Here is a 14,493-nt window from a genome sequence, read left to right as displayed (position 1 = left end):
GCGCAAAGCCTACTGTAGCTGGAAGTCCTCGAGCAGCCGATAGATCCTGAATCGCGGGCCGTCGCGGCGCAGCCAGACGACGATCTCGTCGCCGAGCAGGCGATCCGTGGCGACCCGCGCGGTCGCGATCGGCACGCGGATCACGACGTCCTGGTCATCGAGCGTCTCGGGCTGGATCGCGGGGTGTTGCGGCGTCGCGAGCACGTCCTCGGCCCGGAAGATCTGGAGCTCCGACTCCCGATAGACCGGCTCTCCGGCGAGCTTTCCGTACTCGAGTCGCCGGAACCGCTGCTCCCACCAGAGCCCGGCGCTCGGCGGCTGCCCCGATCCGCCCGAGCCGGTGTGGATCGCGAGGGCATCGCGCGTCAGCAACTCGCTCAAGGCTTCGCTGTCCTCGGCGACCACCCGCCGGAAGAACTCGTCCACGACGTCCAGCGCGGCGCCGATGCCGAGAGGTGTCCGGAGGGTCACGACGCTGTCCACGACGTCTGCTTGGTTCGTCGGTGGCGGCGGGGTGCTCGCCGGATCGAGCGCCACGCCGTCGGGGCGGCGGCGCTCGTCAGAGAGCTCGGCGGCGGTGGGAAAGGAGGCCGGTTCTCCACGGCCGCACCCCAGGAGCGACCAGCCCGCGATCACGGCGACGAGCAGCGATGGACACGCTCGCGACGGCCGAGAGGCGTCCGGAGCGCCGGCCGGCGGTGCATGGGCCCTGGCCTCCTGCGGGCCCTCCGGGCGTTCAAATCGGCTCGATCGCGGGAGCATCGGCGCGGGTGAACGTCACGATCGCACGCTCGCCAACGTGGGTCCACCCCGCGGGGGCCTGGTCGTCATCGAAGTCCGACGCGACGAGCGTCAACCGGCTCGCGGCATAGTCGGGCATGCGCATTCGGCCCAACCCGCCGTCGCTGAGGAGCCGCTCCATGTCCTCGCTGCCCTGGTAGATGCGGTACGCCATCGACGTGCCGCCGTGGGCGGCGAGCAGGTACTCGGGGTTCGTGACCACGATGTTCATCGCGCTCGGCCCCGCCCCTTCCTCCGCGCAGAGCCGGTCCACGAGCGCGATGGAGGACCGGAGGGCCGTCCGCGCGCTCGCCGCGTCCACGTTGGGTCGATCGAGCTGGCCGCTGTCGTGGAGGAAGGACAGGAACAGGTGGAAGAGGAGCTCGCTGTCCGTCTCGCCGCGAACGTCGCGCTGGAGAAACTGCGGCAGCGAGTCGCTCAGCTGGTTCCGCAGGCGGGCGAACCCTTCGACCGTGCCCGTGTGGGCGAACAGCCACTGCCGATAACGGAAGGGGTGCGTGTTCTCGGTGCGCAGGCTGCCGACGGTCGCAGCCCGGACATGCGCCACGAGGATGTCGGCGCGCACGTCCTTGGTCATGTCGGCCAGGCTGATCTCCGGTCGATCATCGATCGGCCGGCGCTTGAGGAGAATCTCTCCTCCCTGGTAGAAGCCGACCCCCCAGCCAGGGATCACGCCCTCCCTTCGGCGAACCGTGAGGGCACGTTCTTCGAGCTCGATCGCACGCGCGCCGAGATCCGGACGGTTACCGATAAAGCCGACGAGACGAGCCATAGCTTTGTCCTCGCGAGTTGGGTCGGGGAGGCGGGGGCAGGGTCCGGCTCGCCGGTAGAGCGCTCCCTCATCTGCAAGCAGGGGTGGCTCCGTCGGTCGGCCGAGTGAGCGTGGGTCGCGGGTTGCGCCCTATGCTTTCTTGATACGACAGAGTCGCCCTGCAAGCGGAGCAAAAACGGATCCCCAGCGGCGAGGCGGGGCGCGGGCACGGCCTGACCACACTGCCCGCCGTTGTCGCGCGTCGCGTGGGCTTGCCGATCGCGTTACCTCTTACTCACGCTCCTCGCACAGCGTCGCGATTCCGACGCGTGGGTGCGCGCGAGGAGCGGCTAGCCTCGTCTGCTCCCACGCTTCCGCGCTCCCACGCGTCGGCCCGCCGCGTCGGCGCCGTGGCGCATCGCGCCGTGAACGATGCGATGCCAAGCGGCGCCCAGAATTTCCGGCAGGAGCTCTGACGCGCGGCACTAAGGCGAGAGCCGATTCAGCATGCGCGGGAACGGGATCGTCTCGCGCACGTGCGGCAGACCGCAGATCCAGGCGACGCTCCGCTCGACGCCGAGCCCGAAGCCCGCATGCGGGAAGGTGCCATACCGGCGCAGATCCAGGTACCAGCCGAACGCCTCGGGGGGCAGCCGATGCGCCTCGATTGCCCGCTCGAGGATGGCGAGATCATCCTCGCGCTGCCCGCCCCCGATCACCTCTCCATAACCTTCCGGCGCCAGGACATCGACGCAGAGCGCGAGCCGGTCGTCCGTCGGATCGCGCTTCATGTAGAACGCTTTCACCTGAGCCGGATAGCGGTGAATCATGACGGGGCGATCGTACCGGCCGGAGATGATCGTCTCGTCCTCGCCGCCGAAATCCTCTCCCCAAGGAAAATCCGGAATTTCGGCCTCTCCGGCCATTTTGCGTTTCTCCGCGCGCGCCTCGTTCAGGATGGCGACGGCCTCGTCGTAGCGGATGCGCGGGAACGGTTTCTTGACGGCCTCGAGCTTCCCGACGTCGCGCTCGAGCACCGCGAGCTCGGGGCGGCGCCGCTCGAGGACCCGCTCGACGATGAAGCAGAGGAAGTCTTCCGCGAGGTCCATGTCGCCCGCGAGGTCCATGAACGCCACCTCGGGCTCGACCATCCAGAACTCGGCCAGGTGGCGTCGGGTCTTCGATTTTTCCGCGCGGAACGTGGGCCCGAAGCAGTACGCCTTCCCGAACGCGGCCGCTGCCGCCTCCATGTAAAGCTGCCCCGACTGGGTGAGGTACGCCTTCTCGCCGTGGTAGTCGGTCTGGAACAGCGTGCTCGTCCCCTCGCACGCGTTCGGCGTGAAGACCGGCGCATCGACGAGCGTGAACCCGCGCCCGTCGAAGAAGTCGCGGATGGCCTGGATGATGGTGTGACGAACGCGCAAGATCGCGTGCTGCCGCTTCGATCGCAGCCAGAGGTGGCGGTGATCCATGAGGAAGTCGGTCCCGTGCTCCTTCGGGGAGATCGGGTACTCGCCGGCGGTGGGGCCGAGCACGCGGAAGCCGGACGCGGCGATCTCGTAGACCCCGGCGCGCTTCGGGTGCGCCTTCACCTCACCGACGACATCGATCACGCTCTCCTGGGTGACCTTGTCGGCGGCCGCGAAGACCTCGTCGCCGACGTCGCTCTTCGCCATCACGCACTGGACGGTGCCGAAGCCGTCGCGCAGCTCGAGGAAGTGGAGCTTGCCGCTCGATCGCTTGTTGTAGAGCCATCCGCGGAGCACGACAGTGCTGCCGACGTGCGCGCTGAGGTCGCTGGTAGCAATGACGGGCTGATCCTGCATGGGCGCCCGAAATAGCACGGTTTAGTTGCGGCTGACGCCGGCTCCGGCCAAAAATGGCGCCATCTTGGTCCTCCAACGGCATCGCGCGCTCTCGCTCTGCTTGCCCGCGTTCATCCTGCTGCTCGCTGCAGGTGGCACGCCGCTCGCCGCTGGCGGCTGCTCGGCGCTCTATCCCGAGCTCTCGACCCGCCTGCACGAGCCTCCTTCAGACCAGGAGCTGCATCCTCCGCCGCCCGAGAACGTCCGATGGCTACGGGTCGTCCGGGCGAGAATCCCGGAGCGCACTCGGGACGGCCGCGCCTGGGATTCCGGCGCCGGTGACCTCCCGGACCCCTATGTCCGCGTCTTCGTCAACGGCGCGGAGATCTTTCGGACGGCGGAGCAAGCGAACACGCTGGAGCCGACCTGGCCCGAAGGACCCAGCGGAAACTTCCAGATCTTGCCCGAGGACCGGCTCCGGGTGGAGGTCTGGGAATCGGATCCGCTCACCGACAAGCCGATCGGGGTGCGCGACATCGGCCGTCCGAGCGATACGCACCGAGCCGCAGGCGAGATCGAGATCGAGCTCGACGCGGGCGGCTCGCTCACGCTCGCGTTCCAGCCGGCGCACGCCAAGCTCGGCCTCGGCCTCTGGTACCAGCTGCATTCCGGCTCGGCATTCATCTCGCGGACGATGGAGGGCGGGCCTGCAGAGCGCGCCGGGCTCCGCAAGGACGACGAGGTGCTGGAGATCGCCGGGCAGCCGCTGCGGCGCATGTCCGTCGCGGCGATCCGGGGCGCGCTCGACGCCGTGCCGCGCGCCGGGCTCGTGCTCCTGGTCAAGCACGCCACGGGCACGACCGAGCGGATCAGGGTCCACGAGGGGCCCATCTATCCGCTGTTCGATCGCTTCGCCGCCGCCGAGTAGGGGAGCCAGCGCGCCGTGAAGATCCCGCCCTTCGGGCTCACCACCCGGGAGATCCGCGAAGAGCTCGCCCCCTTGCGGAACGACTTCTCCATCGCCGTCTGCCGCGCGAAGAACCCGTTCAACATCGGCGCCATCATCCGCGTCGCGCACTCGTTCCTGGTGCGGGAGATCTTCCTGATCGGGACCGAGCCCTACTACGAGCGCGCTTCGATGGGCATGCAGAAGTACGAGACCATCGTCGAGTGCCCCGACGAGGCGAGCTTCCTCGAAGCGGCGCGCGGCCGCCCGCTCATCGGCGTGGAGCGCGATCACGCGCGGCGCACCCTCTGGGAGGCGCCGTTCCCCCGCGGGCTCGTGTTCCTCTTCGGCAGCGAGGATGACGGGCTGCCGCAGGCGCTGCTCGACGCGTGCGAGGACGTGATCGCGATCCCCATGTACGGGATCAACCACTCGTACCCCGTGGCGATCGCGGCGGGCATGACCCTGTGCGAGTGGGCTCGGCGGCGCGACCCGCGCGGCGGCGTGAGCCGCGCAGGAGGGTGAGCAGCGCCGAGGCGGGCCCCCGTCCGTGGACGGAAGCGCGCTACTCGGGGTAGCGCTCGAAGACGAGGAGCTCGCCCAGGAGGTCGTGATCGAGCGTTCCAGCAGGGCGCATCCCGAGCTTCTCGATCACCCGGAGCGACGCGCGGTGCCAGGCCGGCGTGGTCGCGATGACGCGCCTCACGCCCGGCTGCTGCAGCGTCCAGTGCAGGACGGCGCGCGACCCCTCCGTCGCGTAGCCTTGGCCCTGGGACTTGCCCTCGACGCCGTAGCCGATCTCCACCGTGCCGGTCGCGTCGGGCCGGCCGTTCAGCACCACGCTGCCGACGACGACGCGCTCCTCCTGCCCGCGCGTCACCATCAGCCGCGTGCCCCACAGGAACGCCTCTGGATCGTCGCGCAGCCGGTCGAGCGGCGAGCTGAAGGCGCGCTCGACGAGCGCGCGCCCGGGCCAGGCGCCAGGGAAGCGCGCGCCGGACAGGGCCTCGGCCTCGGCGCGATCTCCGCGGATGACCGCCTCGAGCAGGGACAGCGAGACCGGGGTGAGCGCCAGGCGCTCGGTAGTCAGGGTGCTCATCGCGAACCTGCGCCGGATCAGATCATGCGCCGCGGCTCGCCGGAAGTCGAAATGGCGAAGGGCCGACTTCCTGAGGAGGAAGCCGGCCCTCGCCCGCCGGGCTTAGCGGTCAGCGCGGCGCGTCGCGATCAGAAGTCGTGGCCGTGGCCCGCGTGGCCGCCACCAGCCGCCGCCTTCTCCTCCTTCGGCCGCTCAGCGATGAGCGCCTCGGTGGTGAGCATCAGGCTGGCGACGCTGGCCGCGTTCTGGAGCGCCGACCGGACGACCTTGACCGGATCGATGACGCCCATCTCGAGCAGGTTGCCGTAGTCGCCCGACGCGGCGTTGTAGCCGTACGAGTCCTTGCCGTCGCGCACCTTCTGCACGACGATCGAGCCCTCTTCCCCGGCGTTGGCCGAGATCTGGCGGAGGGGCTCCTCGATGGCGCGGCGGATGATGTTCACGCCGAACCGCTGCTCGTCGTTGACCTTGAGCTTCTCGAGCGAGCTCTGCGCGCGGATGAGCGCCACGCCGCCGCCCGGGACGATGCCCTCCTCGACGGCCGCGCGGGTCGCGTGGAGCGCGTCCTCGACGCGGGCCTTCTTCTCCTTCATCTCGGTCTCGGTCGCAGCGCCGACCTTGACGACCGCGACGCCGCCCACGAGCTTCGCGAGCCGCTCCTGGAGCTTCTCGCGGTCGTAGTCGCTCGTCGTGTTCTCGATCTGAGCGCGGATCTCCTGCTGCCGGGCCTTGATCTTGTCCTTCTTGCCCTGGCCGCCGACGATCGTGGTGTTGTCCTTGTCGATGATGACGGTCTTGGCGCGGCCGAGATCGCTGATCGTGACGTTCTCGAGCTTGAGGCCGAGCTCCTCCGCGATCACCTGGCCGTCCGTCAGGGTGGCGATGTCCTTCAGCATCTCCTTGCGGCGATCACCGAAGCCCGGCGCCTTGACGGCCGCGCAGTGCAGCGTGCCGCGGAGCTTGTTCACGACGAGGGTCGCGAGCGCCTCGCCCTCGACGTCCTCGGCGATGATGAGGAGCTGCTTCTGGCTCTTGGCGATCGCCTCGAGCACCGGGAGCAGGTCCTTCATGTTGGAGATCTTCTTCTCCGAGATGAGGATGTAGCAGTCCTCGAGGTTCGCCTTCATGGCCTCGGGATCGGTCACGAAGTACGGCGAGAGGTAGCCGCGGTCGAACTGCATGCCCTCGACCACGTCGAGGGTCGTGTCGGCGCTCTTGGCCTCCTCGACCGTGATCACGCCCTCCTTGCCGACCTTCTCCATGGCGTCGGCGAGGAGCTTGCCGATCGTCTCGTCGCCGTTCGCGCTGATCGTGCCGACCTGCGCGATCTCCTTCGCGTCCTTCGTCTGCTTGGCCGAGCTGTGGAGGTGCGCCACGATCGCCTCGACCGCCTTGTCGATGCCGCGCTTGATCTCCATCGGGTTGTGCCCGGCCGCGACGAGCTTGGAGCCCTCGCGGTAGATCGCCTGGGCGAGCACCGTCGCGGTGGTCGTCCCGTCGCCGGCGATGTCGCTCGTCTTCGAGGCGACCTCGCGGACCATCTGGGCGCCCATGTTCTCGAAGCGGTTCTCGAGCTCGATCTCCTTGGCGACCGTCACGCCGTCCTTGGTGACCGTCGGCGAGCCGAAGCTCTTCTCGATGACGACGTTGCGCCCCTTCGGGCCGAGGGTGACCTTGACCGCGTCGGCGAGGGCGTTGACCCCCGCGAGGATCATGCTGCGGGCGGACTCGTTGTAGATGATTTCCTTGGCTGCCATGGTGTCTCTCCTAAGTTCCTTCTGTCGCCCGCGTCACTTCTCGATCACGCCGAGGATGTCATCCTCGCGGAGGATGAGGTGCTCCTCGCCGTCGATCTTGACCTCGGTGCCCGAGTACTTGCCGAAGAGGACGCGATCGCCCTCCTTGACGTCGAGCTTCCGCACGGTACCGTCCTCGGCGACCTTGCCGTTGCCGACGGCGACGACGGTCCCCTCGATCGGCTTCTCTTTCGCGGTGTCCGGAATGTAGAGACCTCCCTTGGTCTTCTCTTCTTCCTTCACGCGCTGAACGATCACGCGGTCCTGGAGCGGTCGAATCTTCATCTTTGCAAGTCCTCCGGGGACGAGCGCCGCGTCCCACGAACGGCGAGACCCAGCCGGCGCGACGGAGCGCGCCGGAAGGCCCCCTACGATTGCAGTCTGGGCACTTTGCTAGCACTCACCTGTGGCGAGTGCTAGCGAGCGCGCGGAAGATAGCCACCCCCTGGAGGGTGTCAAGAGTGGCCCCAGGCGGCACTTTGCGCGCTGGCAGCCAGGCGCAGAGGTGGCTGTAAGTCCTGGAGATTGCAGGGGAAGGCGCGCGGCTCAAGGCTGGGCTCGGCGGAGCCTCTCGGCTAAAATGCGCTTATGAGGGCAAAGCTGCGGCAGCACAGTGACGCGATGCCCTCACGGTCTCCAGCCCGAGGGAGGCCGCCAGGACGTGTCTGGTTGACCTGAGCGCGCGGTGGCCCGGGTTACGTCGGTATCCAGGGCACCCGCATAAGTGAGGTGCCGCTGTGAGCCAAGCGATCTCTCTGTCCCCGAGCATGACCCGCTATTTCCAGGAGGTTGTGGACGAGGCGCTCCGAGTTCGGAACGTCGCTGCCACCGAGGCGGCGTCGAGTTACCTCGTCGGTCTGCTCTGTGCTTTTGCTCACCCGGACGAGCATGCCGAGTCTGCCTTCAACCAGCCCCTGACCTTTCTTCTGCGCGACGCGCTGGAAGCCTCCGGAGCCGAGCGTTTCCAGCGGCTGCGTAACCTGGGAGACAGCGTCCTCTACGTGGTCGGTTTCTTCGGCGGCCACATCGAGCTCAAGGGGGTCGATCGCGGCTACGTGGTCGGGGTCGGGTCCACCGCCTACCACCATGCGGCCGCTATGCTGCGCCTCAATGCGCGCGTCGGCCAGGGGCCCGATGTTCTTTCGGAGATGGCCGAGAAATTCGAGCGGTTCGTGAGCGTCCTGAACGATGTGGCCGACGGTACGCTCGCGTCGGGAGCTCGGGACGAGCGCTCGGTGCTCCGGCTGTACGAGCGCTGGGTTCGTACGGGATCGAGCCGCCTCGCGGATGAGCTCGGGGCACGAGGGCTCGTGCCGAGCCGTGGTACGGGCGGGCTCAACTGATGCGGGGGGCGACCTTCCCGTCCCGGATCCAGCAGCACCTGGCGCGCACCTATGCGCTCGATGACGCGCCCGCGGTCGACGATTTCATCCGGCTGACGGACGGCAGCGCACGCGAAGCGCTGCTGATCCGGCACGCCGACGGGGATATCGAGATCGCGCTGCACCTGCCCCGCCGGGCGATCACGCGGGGGCGAGAGCGGACGTTCGACGAGATCTGCCAGATCGTCGAGGGCGTGAGCCACTTCCTCTATGTGGCCGAGCGGGCCCGCAGGGAGCTGCCGGCGACCCAGCTCGAGCTCGAGCTCCAGGCCGAGGTCGACAAATACGTGCTGCTTGTCTATGGCGATCTGGCTGACGAGGTCGAGCCGCCAGGCCCGCCGCTCCGGCGCCGCCACGAGGCGGCCCCACCGGGGGCGGGGCGCTTCGAGCCCGAGCGCGCCGCGCGGATCCGCGCCCATCTCTTCGAGCGGGTCACCTTCATGGATCCACCGGGCACGGAGACCGGCGATCGCTACCGGATCGCGAACGATCTGGCGGCGCGGTTCGCGGGCCGACTCGAGGCCGAGTTTGCCCGCCACGGGCGTCATGCCGAGCTGCTCGTGGCGCTGCGACGCTTCTATGCGGCGGGGCAGACGGAAAAGATCGCCCTCGCGCGCGCCGCGTGAGCGCATCCTCCCGGGCGCTCGGGGTCGCTCGGGAGCCCGGCGCGGAGCGCTCGCCGCGGCCGCGCGCTCTCGTTCTCTCTTGACCGGTTCGCGCGCACGTACTCTCATCCGCATCCACGATGCCTTCCGCGAGCACGATGCCGCCCCGTGTCCTGGTGGCCGAAGACGAACCGGCGATGTTGAGCCTCGTTGCGCGTCACCTGAGGAACCTAGGGTTCTCTGTGATCGAGGCTTCCGAGGGCGATGCCGCCTGGGAGCTCGCGCGTGAGCACCGGCCGGATCTGGTGATCCTGGACGTGATGATGCCCGGCATGAGCGGCTGGGAGATCTGCAAACGGCTGAAGAGCGACACGTCCGACGGACGGCCGTTCGCGAGCACCGGCGTCATCATGCTCACCGGGATCGGCGAGAACCTGAACGAGATGACCTCGCCGCTCTTCGCCGCGGACGCCTGGTTGAACAAGCCGTTCGATTTCACGGATCTGGACGCGCGGGTGCGCGAGACGCTCGCGCGTTATGCGAAGCAGGTTCCTGATGCGAACGGCGCCAGGGCTCAGACGAGCGCGGTTGGTGAGGAGCGTGAAGCCGCGGCGCAGCCGTCTTCCAGAGAGCGGGCGACGGGGGCGAAGAAGTCGGCGGCAAACGGTGCCATGGCGAGCAGGGCGGCTGCGAAGCGGTCGGCCGTGACGAAGAAGCCGGCCACCAAGGCGGCGAAGAAACCGGTCGCGGCGAAGAAGCCGGCTGTGGCAAAGAAGCCGGCCGCCAAGGCGGCGAAGAAGCCGGTCGCGGCGAAGAAGCCGGCCGCCAAGGCGGCGAAGAAGCCGGTCGCGGCGAAGAAGCCGGCCGCCAAGGCGGCGAAGAAGCCGGTCGCGGCGAAGAAGCCGGCCGCCAAGGCGGCGAAGAAGCCGGTCGCGGCGAAGAAGCCGGCCGCCACGAAGGCGGCGTCCAAGAAGAAGTCGATGAAGTGATCCAATCCGAGGCGGGCGCCGTGCGCAGTGGCCCGTCACCTCGTTCCCACGCAACGTACGCGTGCCGCCGCCGAGCCGGGCGCAGAAGAGCCGTCCGAGCAGCGCCCCGAGGGAAGACCCCCACCCACCACCGGCAACGCGCATCCATGCCGGCGGCGCGCTGAGCGCAGAGGCTGCCCTGCACGGGAATCATCAGGGCTCGCCGTGCGTCATTCCCTCGTACGTCGCGCGGAGCCTCCCAGGAACTTTCGGGCGCCTGACCCGTCAGCAGGTACAATGCTGCGACGTTTCCCCTTCGAGGGCCCCCGCGGGGGGCGCCCGGAGCGCTGAGCACCGTGAGCGACTCTCGCACGAAGCAACTGGACCGCATTCGCAGCGCCGCGCTCGCGGTTGAGCTGAGGCTGCGGTTCGGGCGCGCGCTGCGCGCGCTGCCGAGCGCGCTGACCCTCGCGCTCGCGCTCGCCGCCGGGACGCTCGCGGTGCACAAGGCGCTCCCGGCGTACCTCGGCGAGCCGCGCGCGCGCCAGCTCCTCCTCGGCGCGGGGCTGCTCGTGCTGGCCACCCTCGTCGTGGCGATGCTGCGCCGCTTGCCTCCCCGCGCCGGCACCATCGCCCTCGATCGGCACCACGGCCTCCACGACCGGCTGACGATCGCGCTCGCCTTCGACGCGCTGCCCGCAGCGCAGCGCACCCCCCTGATGGAGGCGGCGATCGACGACGCCTGCGAGCACGCCGCAGAGCTGCGCCCCGCTGGCGCCGCGCCGCTCGCGCTCCCTCGCGAGCTCTGGACCTCCGCCGCGGTGGGCCTCGGCGTGCTCGCGGTGGCGCTGCTGGAGGTGCGCACCCCGCGGAAGCAAGCGCCCGTCGCGGCGACCATCGACGCGCTCACCATGTCGCCCGACGACATCGAGCTCTTCAAGGACGCGGCCAAGGCGCTCGATCGGCAGGACCAGAGCCCGGAGATGAAGTCCGCGGTCGAGCGGTTCAACCAGCTCATCGAGGACATCGCCAACAAGCGCCTCGATCGCACCGAGGCGTTCCGCCGCATGGAGGCGCTCGAGCGCGAGCTCCTCAAGGGCGCGGAGGCCGACCTGAAGGCGCTCGAAGAGGCGCTGAAGGAGACGGGGCTCGACCTCAAGAAGAGCGACCTGGCGAAGGGCGTGGGGGAGTCCCTCGAGAAGAAGGATCTCGAGAAGGCGAAGAAGGACCTGAAGGAGCTCGCCGAGAAGCTCCGCGACAAGAAGCAGAAGCTCGACAAGGCCGAGATCGAGCGGCTGCGCAAGGCGCTCGCCGAGGCGGCGTCGCGCCGCAAGGAGGCCCTCGCCGCGATCAACGAGAAGCGCGCCGAGGCGCGCGAGCAGCTCCTCAAGCAGAAGCAGAAGGCCTCCGCGAACGATCAGCAGAGATCCGAGCAGGAGAGGCTGCTCAAGAAGAAGGAGCGGGAGCTGGAGCGGCTCGACCGCGAGGCCGAGCAGAAGGAGCGGACCGGGCGCCAGCTCGACCGGCTCGATCGCGAGCTCGCCAAGGCCGCCGAGGATCTGATGCGCGACCTCGGGATGTCAGCGGACGATCTCGAGCAGGCGGCCGAGGACATCAACCGAATGCAGCAGGAGGAGATGTCCGAGCAGGAGAAGGAAGAGCTGCGCCAGCGGCTAGAGGAGCTCCGGGAGCTCGTGCGTCAGCAAGGGCAGGGGGGCAAGCAGCGGATGGCCAGGATGCTCCGCTTCGGAAAGCGCGCGCGCGGCAGCCAGGGCGGCGGTGAGGAGCAGCAGGGGCAGGGCCAACAGGGGCAGGGCGACGGCGAGCAGGAAGGGCAGGAGGGCCAGCAAGGCCAGGGCGGTCAGGGCAAGGGCGGGCAAGGCCAGGGGCAGGAGCTGGTGATCGGGCCCGGCGGCAAGAAGATCCTGATGCCCGGCGGCGGGCAGGGGCAGGAGGGGCCGGGGAGCGGCCAGGGCAACAGCAACGGCGGCAACCAGCCCGGGGGTGACGGCGTCGGCTCCGGCCGCGGCGGCGAGGTCGCGGGCAAGCGCACCGACCCGAAGATGGGGACCCAGGACGTCCAGGCGCAGGGGCTCGACACGCAGCAAGGGCCCTCGAACAGCGAGGTGATCCTCAGCGCGGCCGAGCGGGGCTTCAAGGGGACCGGCTACAAGAAGGTCTTCACCGACTATCACACGGTCGCAGAGCAGCAGATCAACAAGGATCAGATCCCTGATGGATACCGGTTCTACGTGAACCGGTATTTCCAGCTCATCAGGCCGCGCGAGTGAGTCGAGCCGGCGGCTCGAACGCGACCGCGCCTCTACAGGCGCTCCGCGACGGCGGGCGCGAAGCAGGAAGTCATGGCCGAGAAGACGAAGGAAGCAGCGCGGGCCGAGGTGGACGAGTTCCGCGCGAGCATCGGACAGCTGCGCGAGGAGGTGGGGAAGGTCATCGTCGGCAACCGCGAGGTGGTCGACGGCGTGCTCACGTGCATGCTCGCGGGCTCGCACGCGCTGCTCGAGGGCGTGCCGGGGCTCGGCAAGACGATGCTCGTCCGCACCATGGCCGAGGCGCTCGACCTCCAGTTCTCGCGCATCCAGTTCACGCCCGACATGATGCCCGCGGACATCATCGGCACCACGGTCATCGATGAGAACGCGGGCGGGCAGCGGTCGTTCTCGTTCCGCAAGGGGCCGATCTTCGCGAACATCGTCCTCGCCGACGAGATCAACCGGGCCACGCCGAAGACGCAGAGCGCGCTTCTCGAGGCCATGCAGGAGCACCGGGTCACGGTCTCGCGGCAGAGCTACACGCTGGAAGAGCCGTTCTTCGTCCTGGCGACGCAGAACCCCCTCGAGAGCGAGGGGACGTACCCGCTGCCCGAGGCGCAGCTCGATCGGTTCTTCTTCAAGCTGCACGTGCCGTTCCCCAGCCGCGACGAGCTGAACTCGATCCTCGAGCGGACGACCGGCACCGACGCGATCGAGGTGCGGCCGGTCCTGAACAAGGAGCGGATCATCGCCATGCAGCGGCTCGTCCGCGAGGTGCCCGTGGCGAAGCACGTCCAGGACTACGCGGTGCGGCTCCTCCAGGCCACCCACCCCGCCGAGGGAGGCAGCCTCGACGAGGTGAAGCGGTTCGTGAAGTTCGGCGGGTCGCCGCGCGGGGCGCAGGCGCTGCTGCTCGCCGCGAAGATCCGCGCCCTCTTCGAGGGGCGGTTCGCGGCGTCGGTCGACGACGTGCGCGCGTGCGCGCTCCCCGCCCTCCGGCACCGCGTGCTGCTCAACTTCGAGGGCGAGGCGGAGGGCGTGAAGACCGACGAGGTGCTGCAGGCGATCCTCAAGCACCTTCCGGAGAGCAAATGAGGCGCCGTCGAAGGTAGCATGGGGCTCTTCGACGCGTTCAAGAGGGCCGCCGCGCCGCTGCGCCGCATCTCCGCGCTCTCCGCGAGCGCCCCCGACGAGGAGCTCTTCGACGACGAGTTCCAGCGCAAGCTCGACTACCTCGCGATGGTGAGCCGCCGCGTCTTCTCGGGGGCTATGCGCGCGGAGCGGCGGACCAAGAAGACCGGCTCCGGGGTCGAGTTCGCCGACCATCGCGACTACGCGCCCGGCGACGATTTCCGGTACCTCGACTGGGCCGCGTACCAGCGCTTCGACCGGCTCCTCATCCGGCTCTACGAGGAGGAGGAAGACCTCTCGATCTACTTCATCGTCGACACCTCGGCGTCGATGGCGTTCGGCGACGGCGAGAAGCTGCGGCACGCAAAGCGCCTCGCTGCGGCGCTGGCGTACGTGGGGCTCGCCAACCTCGACCGCATCGCGATCGTCACCGCGACCGACGAGATCAGCGGGCGCATGCAGTCGACCCGCGGCAAGGCTCGCATCTTCAGGATCTTCCGCTTCCTCGGGCAGGCGCGCGCCGAGGGCCCGACCGACCTCGGCGAGGCGATGAAGACCTTCGTGGCGCAGCACAAGCGGCGCGGCCTCGCCGTGATCCTCAGCGATCTCTATGATCCGGCGGGCTTCGAGCGCGGCATCAACGTCCTCCGGTACAACCGGTTCGAGCCGTTCGTGCTCCACGTCGTCGACGCGCGCGAGGCCAGGCCCGCGCTGCGCGGGGACGTGCGCGTCTACGACTGCGAGACCGGCGACGAGCGCGAGGTCACGGTGACCCCCAAGGTGCTCGAGCGCTACGCCGAGGCCTACGAGCAGTACCTCGACGAGATCCGCCGCTTCTGCACGTCGCGGCAGGTGAGCTACTTCCGCGCGGACGTGTCCGTCCCCTTCGATGAGCTGATCCTTCGCGTGTTCCGCAGAGGCGGCTTCCTCCGGTAG

Annotated in this window: 14 protein-coding genes; 8 read left to right on the top strand and 6 right to left on the bottom strand. The window is 69.1% G+C overall.

Annotated elements, in window-relative coordinates; all coding sequences use genetic code 11:
- Nucleotides 1-9: 9 nt before the first annotated feature.
- From WME73_RS32895 to asnS, 3 genes are all read right to left on the bottom strand, one after another.
- Nucleotides 10-636: a hypothetical protein gene (locus tag WME73_RS32895; RefSeq protein ID WP_437740305.1), complete on the bottom strand. Its 627-nt coding sequence runs from the start codon at nt 634-636 to the stop codon at nt 10-12.
- 100 nt (nt 637-736) lie between these two features.
- Nucleotides 737-1,474, bottom strand: a complete 738-nt coding sequence (locus WME73_RS32890; protein WP_437542954.1) for a class II glutamine amidotransferase — start codon at nt 1,472-1,474, stop codon at nt 737-739.
- Between the two features lie 563 nt (nt 1,475-2,037).
- Complete coding sequence (asnS, locus tag WME73_RS32885) at nt 2,038-3,378, bottom strand: asparagine--tRNA ligase (protein ID WP_437740304.1); 1,341 nt, start codon at nt 3,376-3,378, stop codon at nt 2,038-2,040.
- A gap of 64 nt (nt 3,379-3,442) precedes the next feature.
- Here asnS and WME73_RS32880 point away from each other — a divergent pair, with 64 nt between their 5' ends.
- The gene (locus WME73_RS32880) at nt 3,443-4,285 is read left to right on the top strand and encodes a PDZ domain-containing protein (RefSeq protein WP_437740303.1); all 843 of its coding nucleotides are present in this window, start codon (nt 3,443-3,445) and stop codon (nt 4,283-4,285) included.
- Between the two features lie 15 nt (nt 4,286-4,300).
- A complete protein-coding gene (locus WME73_RS32875) occupies nt 4,301-4,828 on the top strand; it encodes a TrmH family RNA methyltransferase (RefSeq protein ID WP_437542947.1) in 528 nt (175 codons plus the stop codon).
- Nucleotides 4,829-4,868: 40 nt separating this feature from the next.
- Here the strand turns inward: WME73_RS32875 and WME73_RS32870 are convergent, their stop codons facing one another.
- The 3 genes from WME73_RS32870 to groES all read right to left on the bottom strand — a co-directional run bounded on the left by WME73_RS32870 (nt 4,869) and on the right by groES (nt 7,483).
- Nucleotides 4,869-5,402 carry a GNAT family N-acetyltransferase gene (locus WME73_RS32870; RefSeq protein ID WP_437740302.1) on the bottom strand — a complete coding sequence of 178 codons (534 nt, stop codon included), beginning with the start codon at nt 5,400-5,402 and terminating at the stop codon, nt 4,869-4,871.
- A gap of 128 nt (nt 5,403-5,530) precedes the next feature.
- Nucleotides 5,531-7,159: a chaperonin GroEL gene (gene groL / locus WME73_RS32865; protein WP_437740301.1), complete on the bottom strand. Its 1,629-nt coding sequence runs from the start codon at nt 7,157-7,159 to the stop codon at nt 5,531-5,533.
- Between the two features lie 33 nt (nt 7,160-7,192).
- Nucleotides 7,193-7,483, bottom strand: coding sequence for a co-chaperone GroES (groES, locus tag WME73_RS32860; protein WP_012238539.1), 291 nt, complete (start codon nt 7,481-7,483; stop codon nt 7,193-7,195).
- 452 nt (nt 7,484-7,935) lie between these two features.
- Here groES and WME73_RS32855 point away from each other — a divergent pair, with 452 nt between their 5' ends.
- From WME73_RS32855 to WME73_RS32830, 6 genes are all read left to right on the top strand, one after another.
- On the top strand, nt 7,936-8,541 hold the full coding sequence (locus tag WME73_RS32855) for a hypothetical protein (protein WP_437765560.1): 606 nt from the start codon (nt 7,936-7,938) through the stop codon (nt 8,539-8,541).
- Nucleotides 8,541-9,206 carry a hypothetical protein gene (locus tag WME73_RS32850; protein ID WP_437740300.1) on the top strand — a complete coding sequence of 222 codons (666 nt, stop codon included), beginning with the start codon at nt 8,541-8,543 and terminating at the stop codon, nt 9,204-9,206. The genes WME73_RS32855 and WME73_RS32850 overlap by 1 nt, the downstream gene beginning before the upstream one ends.
- A 119-nt stretch (nt 9,207-9,325) precedes the next feature.
- On the top strand, nt 9,326-10,174 hold the full coding sequence (locus tag WME73_RS32845; protein WP_437912089.1) for a response regulator transcription factor: 849 nt from the start codon (nt 9,326-9,328) through the stop codon (nt 10,172-10,174).
- Between the two features lie 335 nt (nt 10,175-10,509).
- Nucleotides 10,510-12,444: a hypothetical protein gene (locus tag WME73_RS32840; RefSeq protein ID WP_437740298.1), complete on the top strand. Its 1,935-nt coding sequence runs from the start codon at nt 10,510-10,512 to the stop codon at nt 12,442-12,444.
- 72 nt (nt 12,445-12,516) lie between these two features.
- Entirely contained in the window at nt 12,517-13,521 is a 1,005-nt protein-coding gene (locus tag WME73_RS32835; RefSeq protein ID WP_437740297.1) for an AAA family ATPase, read from the top strand.
- An 18-nt stretch (nt 13,522-13,539) separates the two neighbouring features.
- A complete protein-coding gene (locus WME73_RS32830) occupies nt 13,540-14,493 on the top strand; it encodes a DUF58 domain-containing protein (protein ID WP_437542928.1) in 954 nt (317 codons plus the stop codon).

Origin of the sequence: Sorangium sp. So ce302 (genome assembly GCF_051530145.1) — a bacterium.
Classification (GTDB): Bacteria; Myxococcota_A; Polyangia; order Polyangiales; family Polyangiaceae; genus Sorangium; species Sorangium cellulosum_B.
Note: the sequence above shows the minus strand (reverse complement) of the source record. Positions and strands in the feature narration are given on the sequence as shown.